At 36.0% G+C, this 15,171-nt stretch carries 14 protein-coding genes; 5 read left to right on the top strand and 9 right to left on the bottom strand.

Annotation, left to right across the window (positions count from 1 at the left end; all coding sequences use genetic code 11):
• Positions 1-9 precede the first annotated feature (9 nt).
• The 4 genes from ABD682_RS09975 to recR all read right to left on the bottom strand — a co-directional run bounded on the left by ABD682_RS09975 (position 10) and on the right by recR (position 4,100).
• Entirely contained in the window at positions 10-783 is a 774-nt protein-coding gene (locus ABD682_RS09975; protein WP_344741151.1) for an exonuclease domain-containing protein, read from the bottom strand.
• A gap of 89 nt (positions 784-872) precedes the next feature.
• A complete protein-coding gene (locus ABD682_RS09970; RefSeq protein WP_344741150.1) occupies positions 873-2,267 on the bottom strand; it encodes a dihydrolipoamide acetyltransferase family protein in 1,395 nt (464 codons plus the stop codon).
• 42 nt (positions 2,268-2,309) lie between these two features.
• On the bottom strand, positions 2,310-3,443 hold the full coding sequence (locus tag ABD682_RS09965; protein WP_344741149.1) for a glycosyltransferase family 2 protein: 1,134 nt from the start codon (positions 3,441-3,443) through the stop codon (positions 2,310-2,312).
• A gap of 39 nt (positions 3,444-3,482) precedes the next feature.
• Positions 3,483-4,100 (bottom strand): recombination mediator RecR, encoded by a 618-nt coding sequence (recR, locus tag ABD682_RS09960; protein ID WP_344741148.1) that lies wholly within the window; start codon positions 4,098-4,100, stop codon positions 3,483-3,485.
• Between the two features lie 133 nt (positions 4,101-4,233).
• On the opposite strand from recR, the gene ABD682_RS09955 reads away from it, so the two are divergent.
• Positions 4,234-5,688 carry a sodium:solute symporter gene (locus ABD682_RS09955; RefSeq protein WP_344741146.1) on the top strand — a complete coding sequence of 485 codons (1,455 nt, stop codon included), beginning with the start codon at positions 4,234-4,236 and terminating at the stop codon, positions 5,686-5,688.
• Here ABD682_RS09955 and ABD682_RS09950 read toward each other — a convergent pair.
• Positions 5,665-6,027, bottom strand: a complete 363-nt coding sequence (locus tag ABD682_RS09950) for a CoA-binding protein (RefSeq protein ID WP_344741620.1) — start codon at positions 6,025-6,027, stop codon at positions 5,665-5,667. The genes ABD682_RS09955 and ABD682_RS09950 overlap by 24 nt on opposite strands.
• A gap of 101 nt (positions 6,028-6,128) precedes the next feature.
• Between ABD682_RS09950 and ABD682_RS09945 the strand changes: the two genes are divergently transcribed.
• Entirely contained in the window at positions 6,129-8,615 is a 2,487-nt protein-coding gene (locus ABD682_RS09945; RefSeq protein ID WP_344741145.1) for a TonB-dependent receptor, read from the top strand.
• A gap of 454 nt (positions 8,616-9,069) precedes the next feature.
• Here ABD682_RS09945 and ABD682_RS09940 read toward each other — a convergent pair whose 3' ends face one another.
• Complete coding sequence (locus ABD682_RS09940; RefSeq protein WP_344741144.1) at positions 9,070-10,071, bottom strand: 3-oxoacyl-ACP synthase III family protein; 1,002 nt, start codon at positions 10,069-10,071, stop codon at positions 9,070-9,072.
• 189 nt (positions 10,072-10,260) lie between these two features.
• Between ABD682_RS09940 and htpG the strand changes: the two genes are divergently transcribed.
• Complete coding sequence (htpG, locus tag ABD682_RS09935; protein WP_344741142.1) at positions 10,261-12,171, top strand: molecular chaperone HtpG; 1,911 nt, start codon at positions 10,261-10,263, stop codon at positions 12,169-12,171.
• A gap of 127 nt (positions 12,172-12,298) precedes the next feature.
• Positions 12,299-12,934 (top strand): MOSC domain-containing protein, encoded by a 636-nt coding sequence (locus ABD682_RS09930; protein ID WP_344741141.1) that lies wholly within the window; start codon positions 12,299-12,301, stop codon positions 12,932-12,934.
• A 22-nt stretch (positions 12,935-12,956) separates the two neighbouring features.
• Here the strand turns inward: ABD682_RS09930 and ABD682_RS09925 are convergent, their stop codons facing one another.
• Together ABD682_RS09925 and ABD682_RS09920 are read right to left on the bottom strand one after the other, a co-directional pair.
• Positions 12,957-13,373: a hypothetical protein gene (locus ABD682_RS09925; RefSeq protein ID WP_344741140.1), complete on the bottom strand. Its 417-nt coding sequence runs from the start codon at positions 13,371-13,373 to the stop codon at positions 12,957-12,959.
• Positions 13,357-13,941 carry an RNA polymerase sigma factor gene (locus ABD682_RS09920; protein WP_344741139.1) on the bottom strand — a complete coding sequence of 195 codons (585 nt, stop codon included), beginning with the start codon at positions 13,939-13,941 and terminating at the stop codon, positions 13,357-13,359. Before ABD682_RS09920 ends, ABD682_RS09925 begins: the two co-directional genes overlap by 17 nt.
• Before the next feature lie 135 nt (positions 13,942-14,076).
• Here ABD682_RS09920 and ABD682_RS09915 point away from each other — a divergent pair, with 135 nt between their 5' ends.
• Positions 14,077-14,421: a DUF6249 domain-containing protein gene (locus tag ABD682_RS09915; protein ID WP_344741138.1), complete on the top strand. Its 345-nt coding sequence runs from the start codon at positions 14,077-14,079 to the stop codon at positions 14,419-14,421.
• 52 nt (positions 14,422-14,473) lie between these two features.
• Here ABD682_RS09915 and ABD682_RS09910 read toward each other — a convergent pair whose 3' ends face one another.
• The gene (locus tag ABD682_RS09910) at positions 14,474-15,133 is read right to left on the bottom strand and encodes a M15 family metallopeptidase (RefSeq protein WP_344741137.1); all 660 of its coding nucleotides are present in this window, start codon (positions 15,131-15,133) and stop codon (positions 14,474-14,476) included.
• Between the last annotated feature and the right edge of the window lie 38 nt (positions 15,134-15,171).

Below are 15,171 nucleotides of genomic sequence, written 5' to 3'. Positions count from 1 at the left end.
TAGAACGAATTATAATTTATTATTGAAATTGCGCAACTTTATGGCGGTTAGGACTTTTTTAGTATACAATGGAAAATCAGCATTTAGCAACCAACCAAAATAGCCCGGTTCTTTTTCTAAAACCTCTGTAACCAACTTGCCTTTGTGTTTCCCAAAGGAAAAGCATTCCTCTCCTTTTTTGTTATAACTAATGAAGCCTGCAAAATCGGCAAACTTTTTCCGGGAACTAAACTCCGAAAGGAAATTCATATCGTTCTCTAAATCTTCATATTTTGCTATCTGTGCCTTTAGAACCTCATAAGTAGCATCAGTGTCTGCTCCCGCACTATGGGCATCTTCCAAATTTTTATCACAGTAAAACTGATAGGCTGCGCTTAAGGTACGTTGTTCCATTTTATGAAAAATGGTCTGAACATCCACAGCTTTGCGATTCTTCATATCAAAATCTATCTCAGCACGGAGCATCTCTTCAGCTAATAATGGAATATCAAACCTATTGGAATTAAAACCACCCAGATCAGCATCTTTTATAACATTGTACACATCCTTTGCAATTTCTTTAAATGTTGGTGCATCAGCAACCTTATCATCTGTAATACCATGAATGTCTGAAGCTTCTTTTGGAATGGGCATTTCTGGATTTACTAACCAGGTTTTGCGCTCTTCGTCGCCATTAGGGTGAACCTTTAAGATAGCGATCTCCACAATACGATCTTTGGAAATGTTGATCCCGGTAGTTTCCAGATCGAAAAAACAAATGGGCTTATTTAAATTTAATTGCATATCAATTTTTTTTGAAAGGTTTTAGTCTTAGAAAGCGCAAAAACATCCTTCAAATATACTGTTTGTTTCCTAAATGATTAATGGAAATTCTAAATCTCCCGATTGGTATCCCAGTCTTCCAAATAATTCTTAACAGCTTGAACAAACTGTCCGCCCAAGGCACCATTTACAACACGGTGATCATAGGAATGCGATAAAAACATTTTATAACGGATACCGATAAAATCACCTTCCGGTGTTTCAATAACAGCTGGTACTTTGCGGATCGCTCCGAGAGCTAAAATACCAACTTGCGGCTGATTTATTATGGGGGTTCCCATAATGCTTCCAAATGTTCCAACGTTAGTTACGGTATAGGTACCACCTTGAATTTCATCTGGTTTCAACTGGTTTAATCGTGCACGGTTAGCCAGATCATTAACTTGCTTGGTCATTCCAACCAAATTCAATTGATCGGCATTCTTTATAACAGGAACTATCAAATTCCCATCGGGTAGAGCTGCTGCCATACCCAGATTGATATTTTTCTTCTTGATGATGGTATCACCTTTAACCTGAATGTTCATCATAGGAAAATCCCGAAGCGCCTTGGCTATGACTTCCATGAAAATTGGTGTAAAGGTCAAATTTTCTCCTTCACGCTCCATGAATGCATTTTTCATTCGTTTACGCCAATTCCAAATTTTAGTAACATCAGCTTCAATAAAGCTTTGAACATGAGCAGAAGTTTGCGTCGACTCAATCATGTGATGTGCAATCATTTTACCCATCCGGGTCATTTCAACAATCTCATCACCATCACTCGACACCACTGTTTTAGGCGTAGGTTTTGGTTGAGGTTTTGCAGACGTTGCGGGAGCCACTGTTTTTGCTTGTGGTTCTTGTGCTTTGGGTTTCGACTCAGGAGTCGCAGTGACTTGTTTTTCTTGAGAACTGCGATTCTGAACATAATCTAATATGTCATTCTTAGTAACACGTCCTTCCAAACCTGTACCATGAATGCTATCTAATTCCTCCTGGGATATATTTTCTTCTTTGGCAATATTACGAACTAGAGGTGAGTAAAATCGATGTTCGCTAGACGCTACAGGAGCCGCGGTTTCTTTAGCTTTTTCAACGCTATCCGCCACTTCTTGAACATGCTCGTCTTCAGATTCTGAGCTTTCATTGGCGCTGGAATCTTCAGGGGATTCCATTTCAGATTCTTCCTGAGTTGGCTCAGATTGGGTAACATTCTCATCACCTTCTGTTTCAATTATGGCCATCACTTCGCCAACTTGAACAACATCATCAACATTAAAAAATTTTTCTACCAAAACACCCTCTACCTCACTAGGAACTTCACTATCAACCTTATCAGTTGCAATTTCCAAAACAGCTTCATCCATTTCAATGGTATCACCAACCTCCTTCAACCATGAAGTTACTGTTGCTTCTGCAACACTTTCTCCCATCTTGGGTAATTTCAGCTCAAACTTTGCCATATCTATAACGTTATAGTCAATTTTTAATTTGTCGTTGCAAAATTAACTAAAAATCATTGATTTTTTTAAATTATATTCAATTTTATCAAATTCTAAAACCTCTCCCCGGCTCACACCATTATCGCTACCCAAAATGAAATGGGCATCATCCGGAAGAATTTTTACCGTAGCCATAACCTTATTTTGTTCCATATTGCTAATGATATCTTTGTAACTCCAGTTATTAGCATCGAAAATAAGTTGGGCATGAGGCTCAATCTTGGTTTTTTTCGTGTATAAAATTAATTCTTTATCGAGAATTTTTATCAGCTTTGGATTTATTTTTTCTGAAAATAGAATGTAGTATTTTGGTTTTCTTGAAACGGTTTGCGGTTTATTTTTCAGGAAATACAAACCCTTAATTCCGAAGTAAATAAAAAGATCGAATAATCTATTCCGCTTAAAATGCTTGTCGTAAAAAAACTGCATAGCACTAAAAAACCGTTCTGCATACTGTTCATTTTTTAAAGTACTTTCACCCTTAAAATGAATAACAGTGGTTTTCCCGAAATAATAATTATCGTAGCCTACCTTCAATGAACAATAAGACAAATCGATATCTTCACCGTACATGAAATAGCGCTCATCAAATTTACCAATCTCGTAGAATACCTCTTGCTTCATAAGCATAAATGCCCCTACAAGAACATCAACTTTATGAATGGCATTCTCATCGATATGCCCTGCATAATATTGTTTGCCATAACCCATGAATTTTTGAACGGCCACCTTGATTACAGGGAGGTTACGTTTACTTTCGGGTAAAAATTGGCCCGAACCATTTATTAATTTACAACCAACTATTCCAAGATTTTCCTTGGAATCGGCAAATTTTAATAAGGTTTCAAAAGTATCCTCTGCAACTACAGTATCGGGATTTAAAAAGCATAAATATTCCCCCGAAGCAGCTGCCACTCCAATATTATTACCTTTTGAAAACCCAAAATTTTCTTTATTTTCTATAAGCTTTACTTCAGGAAAAATAGCCTTCACCATGGAACAACTATCATCCGGCGAATTATTGTCGACCACAATAATCTCAGCATCAAGATTTTTTGTGGCAGCGCGCACACTTCTTAGACATAATTCCAAAAAGAATCGGACATTGTAATTTAAAATAATGACTGAGAGTTTCAATGGAGTTTGAGAGGGTATTTAGTTAATTGGTTGGTATGGTTATAATTTTAAAGAGTTTTCAAATGGTATGCGATTTACAATACTTCTTCCCAGGGTAATCTCATCAGCATATTCCAACTCATCGCCCACTGAGATCCCTCGGGCAATTGTAGAGGTTTTGATGTTATACTCCTGAATTTGTTTAAATATATAAAAATTTGTGGTGTCTCCTTCCATGGTAGAGCTCAAAGCAAAAATAAGTTCATTAACCTCACCTCGCTTTACCTTATTCACTAAAGGTTCTATACTAAGATCATGTGGACCAATACCGTCCATAGGCGAAATTTTGCCACCTAAAACATGGTATAACCCCTGATATGAACTTGTATTTTCTATGGCCATAACATCTCTAACATCTTCAACAACACAAATGGTCTTTGTATCGCGCTTCGGACTAGAACATATATTACAAAACTCCGAATCGCTCAAATTATTACATGACTTGCAAAATTTTACATCATTTCGCATTTGCATCAAGGCCTCAGACAAGTTTTGTGTTTGAGCTTTTGGCTGACGCATCAAATGCAGAACCAATCGCAAAGCCGTGCGTTTTCCAATACCCGGTAATTGAGACATTTCCTCTACCGCTTTTTCTAATATTTTTGATGAAAATTCCATGTTCACAAATCTACAATTTATTACCTAATAGCACTTTATTAAAATTCAAATACTGCGATTTTCCTCAAAAGAAAAGTGACCTCATGTCGACAAATTTACTTAATATTGTTTCAGCAAAAATGGCTTAAAACTCATGACCTCATCTCAGATTTTATTACTAATCGCTGCTTATTTCGTTGTACTAATCATTATCTCTTACTTTACCGGAAAAGAAGATTCAAATGAAGCTTTTTTCAAAGCTAACCGATCGGCTCCCTGGTATTTAGTGGCATTTGGGATGATAGGCGCTTCGCTTTCCGGGGTTACTTTTATTTCGGTCCCGGGTATGATCGGGGGTCAGCAATTTGCTTATATGCAAGGTGTTTTTGGTTTTTTTGTTGGTTACCTTTTTATCCTTACCATTTTGCTACCATTGTATTACAGGCTTAATGTTACTTCAATTTATCAATATTTGGAACAACGTTTCGGAACGACGAGTTACAAAACCGGCGCCTTTTTCTTTTTACTTTCGCGCGTTACAGGTGCATCGTTCCGGTTGTTTTTAGTGGCTTTGGCTATGCAATATATTGTCTTTGAAAACATCGGCATACCCTTCTGGGCAACAGTGGTAATTTCTATTTTACTCATTTGGCTTTACACTAATCGGGGTGGTATAAAAACCATCATTTGGACAGACACTTTACAAACCCTAGCCATGCTTACTGCTGTTGGAGTAGCTATTTATTTGATAAATGATCGCCTGGGTTGGGATTTTTCAACATTTTTGAAATCTGTTGAGTTTAGTTCAAAAAGTAAAATTTTCTATTTTGACGATCCGAATTCCGCGACCTATTTCTGGAAATATTTTATTGGCGGTATTTTTATTGCCATTGCTATGACCGGGTTAGATCAGGACATGATGCAGAAGAACCTCACTTGTAAAACCCCTGGAGAAGCTAAAAAAAACATGTTAACCATGGCCACTCTTTTGGTTGTGGTAAACTTTTTCTTTTTGTCGTTAGGTACTTTGCTCTTTATATATGCGGAAAAAACAGGGTTAAAAATTCCAGTAGTTGATGGGATTACCAGAACTGATTTACTTTTTCCGGAGATTGCAATGAATCAAGGTTTAGGAACAGGCCTCGCCATAACTTTTATTATAGGATTGATTGCAGCGGCATATTCCAGTGCAGATAGTGCCTTAACCTCCCTTACAACCTCCTTTTCAGTAGATTTTTTAAACATTGAAAAACGCCCTGAAAACGAACGGAAAGCCCTGCGTAAAAAAGTACATATTGGAGTTTCATTATTATTGATAATCGTGGTTATTGTATTTAATAATTTGGAAGGGAATGTAGTAAGCAATCTATTTAAATTTGCAACCTTCACTTATGGTCCTTTGTTAGGATTGTTTTCCTTTGGGATTCTTACCAAATATCAGATCAAAGATAAATATACTTGGCTGGTTGGACTAATCTCCATTGTAATTACCTATTTAATTACCATTTTGCCAACCAGTGTTATTGGAGCTTATCAATTTCAATGGGAAATACTACCTTTAAATGGCTTGATCACTTTTGTAGGTTTAATATTGATTCGTAGAAAGTAACACCAGAGAACAAGCTATTTCATACGTAATACCGGCCTTATCAAGTAGGCTATAAAATTCAGGATTCTCGGTTCCGGGATTAAAAATAACGCGTTTTGGTTTTAACTGAATAATGGCATTATAAAACTGCTTTTGATTTTTTGGATTTAAATAGAGTGTAACCGTGTGAATATCTGTAAAAGGTTTTAAAGTAGTCTCAATTTTTACACCGTCAACAAAACCTTCCTGTAATCCAAACGCAACCGTTTCAATATTTTTTTCTATCAGTTTCCGAATCGCAAAATTCGAGTAACGCCCCGATTTTACTGAGGCTCCCATAACCAGCGTTTTCTTTTTCATCATGTTAACAAAACGTTAATATTAAATTATTGAGTAACGAAATTGATACTTAGGCGTCTTTAAGATACATTATTCATTCAATCAATCAAAAAACAAATCAAATGAAAAGACTTATCTTTTTGTGCTTTATTCTTGTATCTATTTCAACCCAAGCACTAACCAACGATTCCATCCCCGACCCCGATCCAAACCCCGTAAAATCAGGTATTATTTCAGGTAGGGTTTTAGACGCTAAATTGCGTGAACCCTTACCTTATGTTAACGTGATTATTAAAAATAGTGAAGGTGAAATTATCACCGGAGGTATTACCCAGGACGATGGATTTTTCGAAATAGAAAAAATTGAACTTGGAACTGTTCAAGTTAGTATTCAATATATCGGATACAAAACCTATTCAAAAACTATGGAGCTCGATAGAAAGAACAACAAGGTTGACCTTGGACAAATCTTTCTGGAAGAAAATTTAGAGAGCTTAAATGAGGTAACCGTTATTGCCGAGGTATCAACCATTCAACAAAAAGTGGATAGAAAGGTTATTAATGTCGGTAAAGATCTCGCGGCTCTTGGCACTGCATCCGATCTTATGACAGCAGTACCCTCTGTTTCCGTTGATGCACAAACCGGTGATATTACCCTGCGTGGTAACCAGAATGTAAGAGTTATGGTAGATGGTAAGTTTACCAATATTCCAACCGCGCAATTGCTAAAACAGATCCCTTCTACAGCTATTAAGTCTATCGAACTTATCACCAATCCTTCTGCAAAATATAACCCTGAGGGCATGAGTGGTATCATCAATATCGTGTTACACAAAAACACTCAAATTGGTTTTAATGGAAGCACTCAAGTTGGTTTAAGTTATATGCGAGAACCTAAATTTAATAGTTCTATTAATACCAATTACCGAAACGGAAAAATCAACGTGTATGGTAATTACAGCAACAGTATTTCAAAAAACAGAAATTACGGAAACATTGCTCAAATTGAGCAAAACTCCTTTCAGAGTCTGAGTATGTTGGACAATAATAAATCATACGTTTATAAATTTGGCGTAGATTACTATATAAACGACAAGAATACCATATCCGTTTTTACAAATTATAATAGGTATAACGGTGGTAGTTTTATTAATTCAGATTACATTTTTCGCAATAACATGAGTTTAAATCAATATCAAACCAATGACATTGATATAGACAACAATTCCAGACAATATAATTTTGACTATAAATTAAATTTTGATAAAGAGGGCCATAATATTGAACTAGAAGTAGATTATAATAATTTTGATGAATCAAGAGATACTTATAACGATCTTAGTGGCACTACCCGACCAGATTATTTTGAAATAAACAATACCAACAGAAATCGGACTACGATCAATCTGGATTACGTAAATCCACTTTCTGAAAATTCTAAATTAGAACTAGGCCTTCAAGCCCGATTATTTGAAAATAAGAATGGCTATGATTCTGATGCCCGAGTGAGAAACCAAAATGGTGATTATATTCCGACGCATACGGATTTTGACTACACAAGAGACATTTATTCGGCTTATGTAAACTTTTCGAAAAAATTTGAAAAATGGACTTATCAGTTAGGCTTGCGCGCCGAAAATGTTAATGTAGACGCATTGGCCAATCAGGAAGACCTTTCATCAAACGATAACCTGGTGATTCCTTTTGAGAATAATTATTTTCAATTGTACCCATCGGTGTTCTTAACTTACAGTCCGTCCGATAAAAACAGTTATCAATTAAGTTACAGCCGTCGTGTAGACCGTCCTGGTATCTGGCAGGTAAACCCCATTCCACAGTGGAATACCCCATTAATTTCAGATGTAGGAAACCAGAACCTGCAACCACAATTTACAAATTCAATCGAAGTAAATTATACCCGGAATCTGGAAAAAGGCACTATTACGGGCGGTGTGTTTTACCGACTTATCTCTGATGAAATTAACCGAGCTGTACTTGTGGATCGCGCAGATTTAAACTCTAACAGAATTATTTTGACCCACGAGAACTTTGGTAATACCACGGCCTACGGCTTTGAATTATCAAGTAATTACCGCCCCACAAAGTGGTGGAGTTTAAATGCTAGCTTTGATATGTACTCCAGAATCCAAAAGGGAATTGCAGAGCGATTAGATCCAAATATTCAAAACCCAACGGAAGCTGATATTCAACTGGAAACAGTTTCCATTGATAATTTAATCTGGAATTTTAGAGTATTCAACAATTTCAATGCGAGTCAGAAATTAACCTTTACTGCTTTCGCTATGTATCGCGGTAAAGATACCGGACTTAATTTTACTATGGATCCTATGTATTTTGTAAATCTTGGAGCACGTTATTCATTCCTTGAGAACAACAAAGCAACATTCAGTTTAAATTTCAATAACGTACTTAATACACAAAAAATATCTATAGAAAGTGAGCGACCATTTTTACAAACCGCAAATTTCTACCCTGAATTTACCACGGTTTCAGGTACCCTTTCATATCGCTTTGGAGATGGAAAATATCGTGCAAAATCAAGAAAACAACGTGACGATTTCATCAAAGATGCCCAGGGAGGATTATAATAGCATTTAATATTTGATAACCGAAACATATGAGTTGATGGTTAGTGCTATGCTAGGTTATTAAATAAAAAAAGCCCAAAGTTGTCGCCTTTGGGCTTTTGATTTTATTTTAATAAAATGGAATGCACACAATAAAGTTTAACAAACTACGTTATTATATTTAAAGTTCAATCTAACCAAACACGAAATAGTTATTTTTAAAGAGTTAGTCGTCTTCAAAAAATTCGTAAATACGATTGTTACTTTCTTAAAACTCGAAATTCTGTTTCGAGTTTTTTTCTTACACAAGTGTTAAAGTTCGTTAAATATTGAATATCAATGCAATAAAAAGACATTTATTACGTCTAATGATATAGATTCTTCACATCAATAAAGTGTTAGTTGAAGTTGATTAATAGCTGGAAAAACCCGATCCGTTTGGACTCGGGTTTTTTCTATTGTAGCTAAACGTTTTTTACCATCGAATTATGGCGCTGGCCCAGGTGAAACCACTACCAAAAGCCGCAAGAACCACAATATCGTCTGATTCTATTTTTCCTTCTTCCCAGGCTTCCGTTAATGCAATAATTACCGAAGCCGCAGTGGTATTACCATAGCGCATAATGTTATTATAGACCTTATCGTCTGACAATCCGAATTTTTTCTGAATAAATTGTGCAATCCTCAGGTTGGCTTGATGCGGAATCAACATATCGATATCCTCTTTCTGTAATTTATTCTTCTGAAGACCTTCCATAATAACTTCGCTAAAACGGACTACAGCATTTTTAAAAACGAACTGCCCGTCCATATATGGAAAATAAGATATATCGTCCTTATTAGCCAAAATTTCGGGAACCCAATGGGCAATACTCGGTGACTCTACAATAAGTTTGTCAGCATATTTTCCTTCACTATGTAAATGCGTCGATAAAACACCTTTAGAATTATCTTCGGTTCTTGTGAGTACACAGGCCCCGGCTCCATCACCAAAAATAACCGTTACCCCACGGCCTCGCGTAGTTTTGTCCAAACCATTACTGTGATATTCCGCACCAATAACCAGTACATTTTTATACATCCCGGTTTTAATAAACTGATCAGCTACGGAAATAGCATAAACAAAACCGGAGCATTGGTTACGAACATCCAGCGCTCCTATTGTTGGCATATCCAACAAATCCTGAATTTGTACACCGCAACCTGGAAAATAATAATCCGGACTAAGTGTGGCGAATACAATAAAATCGATATCATCCTTGGTTAAACCGGCTCTTTCAATAGCAATTTTAGCTGCTTTGGCACCCATAACAGCCGAGGTATCATCACTGCCTTCTTCAATCCAACGGCGTTCTTTTATCCCGGTACGCTCCTGGATCCATTCATCATTAGTATCCATTATTTTTGCCAAATCATCATTGGTAACCACATTATCGGGAAGATATTTGCCTAAACCTATTATTTTGGAATTATACATAGTTATTGTCTTTTAGTTCTTTTTTAGCAGAACAAAATACGAAAATATCGTTTGACAGCCCAATGCTTCATATTTAAACAATAAAAAAAGGGAGCAATAAAATTTGTGTCAGTTTGTCACATCTTTCGCCTTGGCATTTTTGTTGCCTTGGAATTAGCAGAATATTAAAATTATAAAACGACATACATCATGACAAAAGGAACCATTAATGTATCGGTGGAAAACATCTTTCCGCTCATTAAAAAATTCTTATACAGTGATCACGAAATATTTTTACGTGAACTTATCAGTAATGCCACAGATGCAACACTCAAATTAAAACATCTTACAAATGTGGGTGAAGCCAAAGTAGAATATGGTAATCCGAAAATTGAAGTTAAAATTGACAAAAAAGGCAAAAAGCTTCATATTATTGATCAGGGTATTGGTATGACTGCTGAAGAAGTTGAAAAATACATCAATGAAGTCGCTTTTTCCGGTGCTGAAGAATTCTTAGACAAATACAAGGATGCTGCAAAAGACTCTGGAATTATTGGGCACTTTGGACTAGGATTTTACTCCTCTTTTATGGTAGCAGAAAAAGTAGAGATCATTACAAAATCCTTCAAAGATGAACCTGCTGCACACTGGACTTGTGATGGTTCGCCAGAGTTTTCTTTGGAAGAAGCTGACAAAAAAGAGCGCGGAACTGAAGTTATACTTCACATTGATAAAGATTCTACAGAATTTCTGGAAGAATCACGCATTCGTGAACTATTGTTGAAATACAATAAATTCATGCCTATTCCGATCAAATTCGGAACAAAGGAAATAAACGATCCTGACCACGAGCCTCAGACCATTAAGGATAAAGATGGTAAAGAAACCAAGGAACCTCACAGAAAAATAACCGTTGATAATATCATTAACAATCCTAATCCTGCCTGGACGAAGCAACCAACGGATCTTAAGGATGAAGATTACAATAATTTCTATCGTGAGCTTTATCCGATGCAATTCGAAGAACCACTTTTCCACATTCACCTGAATGTAGATTACCCGTTCAACCTTACCGGAATTTTATATTTCCCAAGGTTAACTAATGATATGCAGATCCAAAAAGATAAAATTCAACTGTATCAAAATCAGGTTTTCATTACAGATAATGTTGAAGGTATTGTTCCGGAATTCTTAACCATGTTGCGTGGTGTTATTGATTCGCCGGACATTCCGTTGAACGTATCCCGTTCGTATTTACAGGCTGATGGTGCCGTTAAAAAGATCTCATCTTATATTACCAGAAAAGTAGCCGATAAACTAAAATCATTATTCAAGGATAACCGTGAGGATTTTGAGAAGAAATGGAACGATATCAAGATCGTTATAGAATATGGTATGCTTACTGAAGATAAATTCTTTGAAAAGTCAGATGCTTTCTTTTTGTACCCAACGGTAGATAAAAAATATTTTACCTATGATGAGCTTTACAATAAAATTAAAGCCAATCAAACGGATAAAGATGATAAACTTATTATCCTTTATGCTTCTGATACACAAGCACAACACAGTTATATTGAAGCTGCCAAGGCTAAAAATTACGAAGTATTGCTACTTGATTCACCTATTGTATCGCACCTGATTCAGAAACTGGAATCATCCAAGGAGAATGTTTCTTTTGTGCGTGTTGACAGTGATCATGTTGATAATCTAATCAAGAAAGATGACAATACCATTTCTAAATTAGATGACGATCAGAAAAAATCGCTCAACGAATTGCTTAATGAAGTTATCCCTGCAGAGAAATTTACCGTTCAGTTAGAAGCTATGGATAGTAATGCTGCGCCTTTCATTATCACGCAACCTGAGTTTATGCGTCGGATGAAAGAGATGCAACAAACCGGCGGTGGCGGTATGTTTGGCATGGGCAATATGCCTGAAATGTACAATCTGGTTGTAAATACAAATCATGAGTTAGTTTCTCAGATTTTAAACACAAAGACCAGAAAAAAACAAGAACGCTTAATTAATCAAAGCTTAGATCTGGCTCGCCTATCACAAGGCTTATTGAAAGGTGAAGAACTTACCAATTTTGTGAAGCGTAGCTACGAGATGATCAAGTAAGTTGATGCGCTGCGTTATGCAGCAACCTATATAAATCTAAAGCCACTATGTAACGCGTAGTGGCTTTTTTTATGGAACTATTTGAGATTTTTTTTAGATATTACACTAAAATTAAAATGGAATTATTTTGAAGATAACAGCTACCAATATTGCTTCACCGAGACAAATTACCTTTAAAGGACGCACTGAAACCACAGGGATTTACAAACAACCTGTGGAATCCGGCATTTTTTTGGGTTCTGAAGATGTGGCGAATGATGAAGTAACAGATCGAAAACATCACGGCGGATTGTATAAAGCATGCTATCTTTTTTCAGGGGATCACTACGCTTATTGGGAAGAACTTTATCCTGAACTAGACTGGCAATATGGTATGTTTGGTGAAAATATCACCGTTTCAGCTATGGATGATTGCAAACTTACTATTGGTAGTATTTACGCTGTTGGCGACGCCGAAATACAAATTACCATTCCGAGGGAACCTTGCTATAAACTGGGTGTGAAATTTGGCTCACAAGAGATAATCAATCAGTTTGTATCGCATGGCTTTCCCGGAACCTACGCCCGTGTTCTTAAAGAAGGCCGGGTAAAACCTGGCGATACTTTTAAATTGCTAAAGGAAGTGAAAAACGGTATTACCACGACCCAGTTTTTCAGACTACTTTACGATAAAAACAAGGATATTGGGCATTTAAAAAAAGCCCTGGAAAATGAAGGTGTTCCTCCTCAAAAAAGAAATAAGCTTAAAAAGTTTTTAGGTTAAAAACCAATATACTCATCGAGATCTAAAACTGGTAACGCTTTTTGTGAAAATTTCTTAAAATGGGTAACTGGATCCAGACGAGAACTGCAAAAAGAACCATAGGATATAACAGGGTTTTGGGTAGATAAAAGTGAGAAAACAAAGTGGAAACTTTATTCTCGAAAAGTCCGTTTAAATTTATTGTGGACAACCAACTACCCGTATTATCAGAATTACCGGTAAAAAGCACTAAACAAAATACGGCTAAAAATCCAGTACAAATTAGCGTCCAGCCCGTTTTTGAAATTAAAGGCTTATATGCAGTAACCGAGGAATTTTCTAATCGCTCAATTTCGAACATAACATGGCTGGTGAAATCTCCTGAAGGACTTTCAATTGGATTATTCTTAACAACCTTTTCGGCTATTTGATTCAGGTATTTGTTATCGTTCTCTTTCATAATATTCAATTACTTCTGGTTCTAAATGTTGTCTTAAAATACTGGCTAATTTCTTTCGTATCCGAAATAATTTCACCTTTACATTGTTGGCCGTTAAGTTAACGGTTTTACCAATCTCTTCCATAGACAAGTCGTCATAATAATATAAGGTGATTAAAAAACTATCTTCTTCGTCCAAGTGATCAATACAATTTTGAATAGTTTTTTGTCTTTCTTTCAGATCTAAATTATCCAGTGCATTGTCAATACTTTTAAGTTGTAAATCGGTAAATTCATCAACTGAATAATTAGAATTAAAATTTTTATTCTTTTTAATCCTGTCTAAACAGGTGTTATAGGTAATTCTGTAAACCCATGTCGAAAATTTTGAATCGCCTTTAAACCTCTTTAATGATCTATAGACCTTAACAAAAGTATCTTGTGCGACCTCTTCAGCCTCATCTCTGTTCTTTAGCATCCTTAAGGCCAAAGTAAACACCAAATCCTTATAACGATCAACTAATACCGCAAATGCATTAGTGTCGCCCATGCTTATTTGATTGATATAGTGTTCGTCGTTGTTGGTCATTTGTTGATAGGACGACCTTTACCTTCATTTGGTTACATTGAAAATAAAAAAATCAAAAAACCTGTAACCAAAAAGAAAGCACTATCGTCATAAACAGTGAATTCAATAAAAATAATCAATTAAAAACAAACAATTATGGAAGACATTTTAATCCCAATGAGTTTTTTTCTCGCGGTTTTTGGCATCGTATATCTATTTCTCTCAACACGAAATAAAGAACGTCTAGCACTCATTGAAAAAGGCGCTGATGCCAGTATTTTTATGCGCGGTGGAAATAGCGCTCCTACCTGGAAAATAGTTATTTTAAATTTAGCCCTTTTGCTAATGGGTATTGGTATAGGCGTATTTGTTGCTATGCTTTTAGATGAATACACAACTTTAGACTCAGACGCCATATATCCGGCAATCATTTTCTTTATGGCCGGTGCGGGATTGTTTTTAGGTTTCAAAATGACCAAGGACCTCGATAAAACAGAATAACCAATTACTTCCAATATGTGATTAAATGCTTTCAACTCTGAAAGCATTTTTTTTATCTTATTGGGAAATCGAAATAATCGTTTGGAAATGGTTCATGCCTCAAAGTAAAGTGCCACCACTCTTTTGCATAACTGCGAAAACCATGCTTATTCATGATCCGTTGAAGGAACAACCTATTTGCCCTTTGCTTTTCTGTAATGTTTTTATAATTGACCCATGAGCGCTCACCAAAATAGTCAAACTTACTACCCATATCCAAAGGAATTTTAGTCTTGGCATTAACTATTGTCAGATCTACCGTACTTCCCCTACTGTGTCCGGAGCGTGAGGCAATATAGCCCTCTTTAAATAAATTTTCTTTTTTAACCTCAGGATAAAAAATTCTTTTATTAATGGTATCATTAAGTTTGTGAGCCCAGGTTACAAAATTATTTACAGCTCGCTGCGGGCGATATCCGTCGAATACTTTTAATGACAAGCCTCTTTTACGTAAATCCTTTTGAACCGCTTTTAAAGCTCTGGTAGCTTCCTCAGTTAGCACCAGTTTATTTTCATAATAACCATCAATGTGTTTTCCAACAAAATTGTAATTACCGTAGTATCGTAATTCAACCTCTAAATCCGGGATTTGCTCTTTCACATGCACAAATCCTATGGGCAGTTGGGCAAACGCATGGAAACCAAAAAATAAAAATACAATGTAGTACTTCATTATAAATCCTAATTATGCTAATTTAGAAAATAAAAATT

Origin of the sequence: Gaetbulibacter aestuarii (assembly GCF_039537665.1) — a bacterium.
GTDB classification, from domain to species: Bacteria; Bacteroidota; Bacteroidia; order Flavobacteriales; family Flavobacteriaceae; genus Gaetbulibacter_A; species Gaetbulibacter_A aestuarii.
The sequence above is the reverse complement of the archived record's forward strand: the minus strand, read 5'-3'. Positions and strand labels throughout refer to the sequence as shown.

Excerpts from the sequence above, each read along its gene's own strand:
- ABD682_RS09975 (WP_344741151.1), bottom strand. The coding sequence starts at position 783 with ATGCAATTAAATTTAAATAAGCCCATTTGTTTTTTCGATCTGGAAACT.
- ABD682_RS09970 (WP_344741150.1), bottom strand. The coding sequence starts at position 2,267 with ATGGCAAAGTTTGAGCTGAAATTACCCAAGATGGGAGAAAGTGTTGCA.
- recR (WP_344741148.1), bottom strand. The coding sequence starts at position 4,100 with ATGGAATTTTCATCAAAAATATTAGAAAAAGCGGTAGAGGAAATGTCT.
- ABD682_RS09955 (WP_344741146.1), top strand. The coding sequence starts at position 4,234 with ATGACCTCATCTCAGATTTTATTACTAATCGCTGCTTATTTCGTTGTA.
- ABD682_RS09950 (WP_344741620.1), bottom strand. The coding sequence starts at position 6,027 with ATGAAAAAGAAAACGCTGGTTATGGGAGCCTCAGTAAAATCGGGGCGT.
- ABD682_RS09945 (WP_344741145.1), top strand. The coding sequence starts at position 6,129 with ATGAAAAGACTTATCTTTTTGTGCTTTATTCTTGTATCTATTTCAACC.
- ABD682_RS09940 (WP_344741144.1), bottom strand. The coding sequence starts at position 10,071 with ATGTATAATTCCAAAATAATAGGTTTAGGCAAATATCTTCCCGATAAT.
- htpG (WP_344741142.1), top strand. The coding sequence starts at position 10,261 with ATGACAAAAGGAACCATTAATGTATCGGTGGAAAACATCTTTCCGCTC.
- ABD682_RS09925 (WP_344741140.1), bottom strand. The coding sequence starts at position 13,373 with ATGAAAGAGAACGATAACAAATACCTGAATCAAATAGCCGAAAAGGTT.
- ABD682_RS09920 (WP_344741139.1), bottom strand. The coding sequence starts at position 13,941 with ATGACCAACAACGACGAACACTATATCAATCAAATAAGCATGGGCGAC.
- ABD682_RS09915 (WP_344741138.1), top strand. The coding sequence starts at position 14,077 with ATGGAAGACATTTTAATCCCAATGAGTTTTTTTCTCGCGGTTTTTGGC.
- ABD682_RS09910 (WP_344741137.1), bottom strand. The coding sequence starts at position 15,133 with ATGAAGTACTACATTGTATTTTTATTTTTTGGTTTCCATGCGTTTGCC.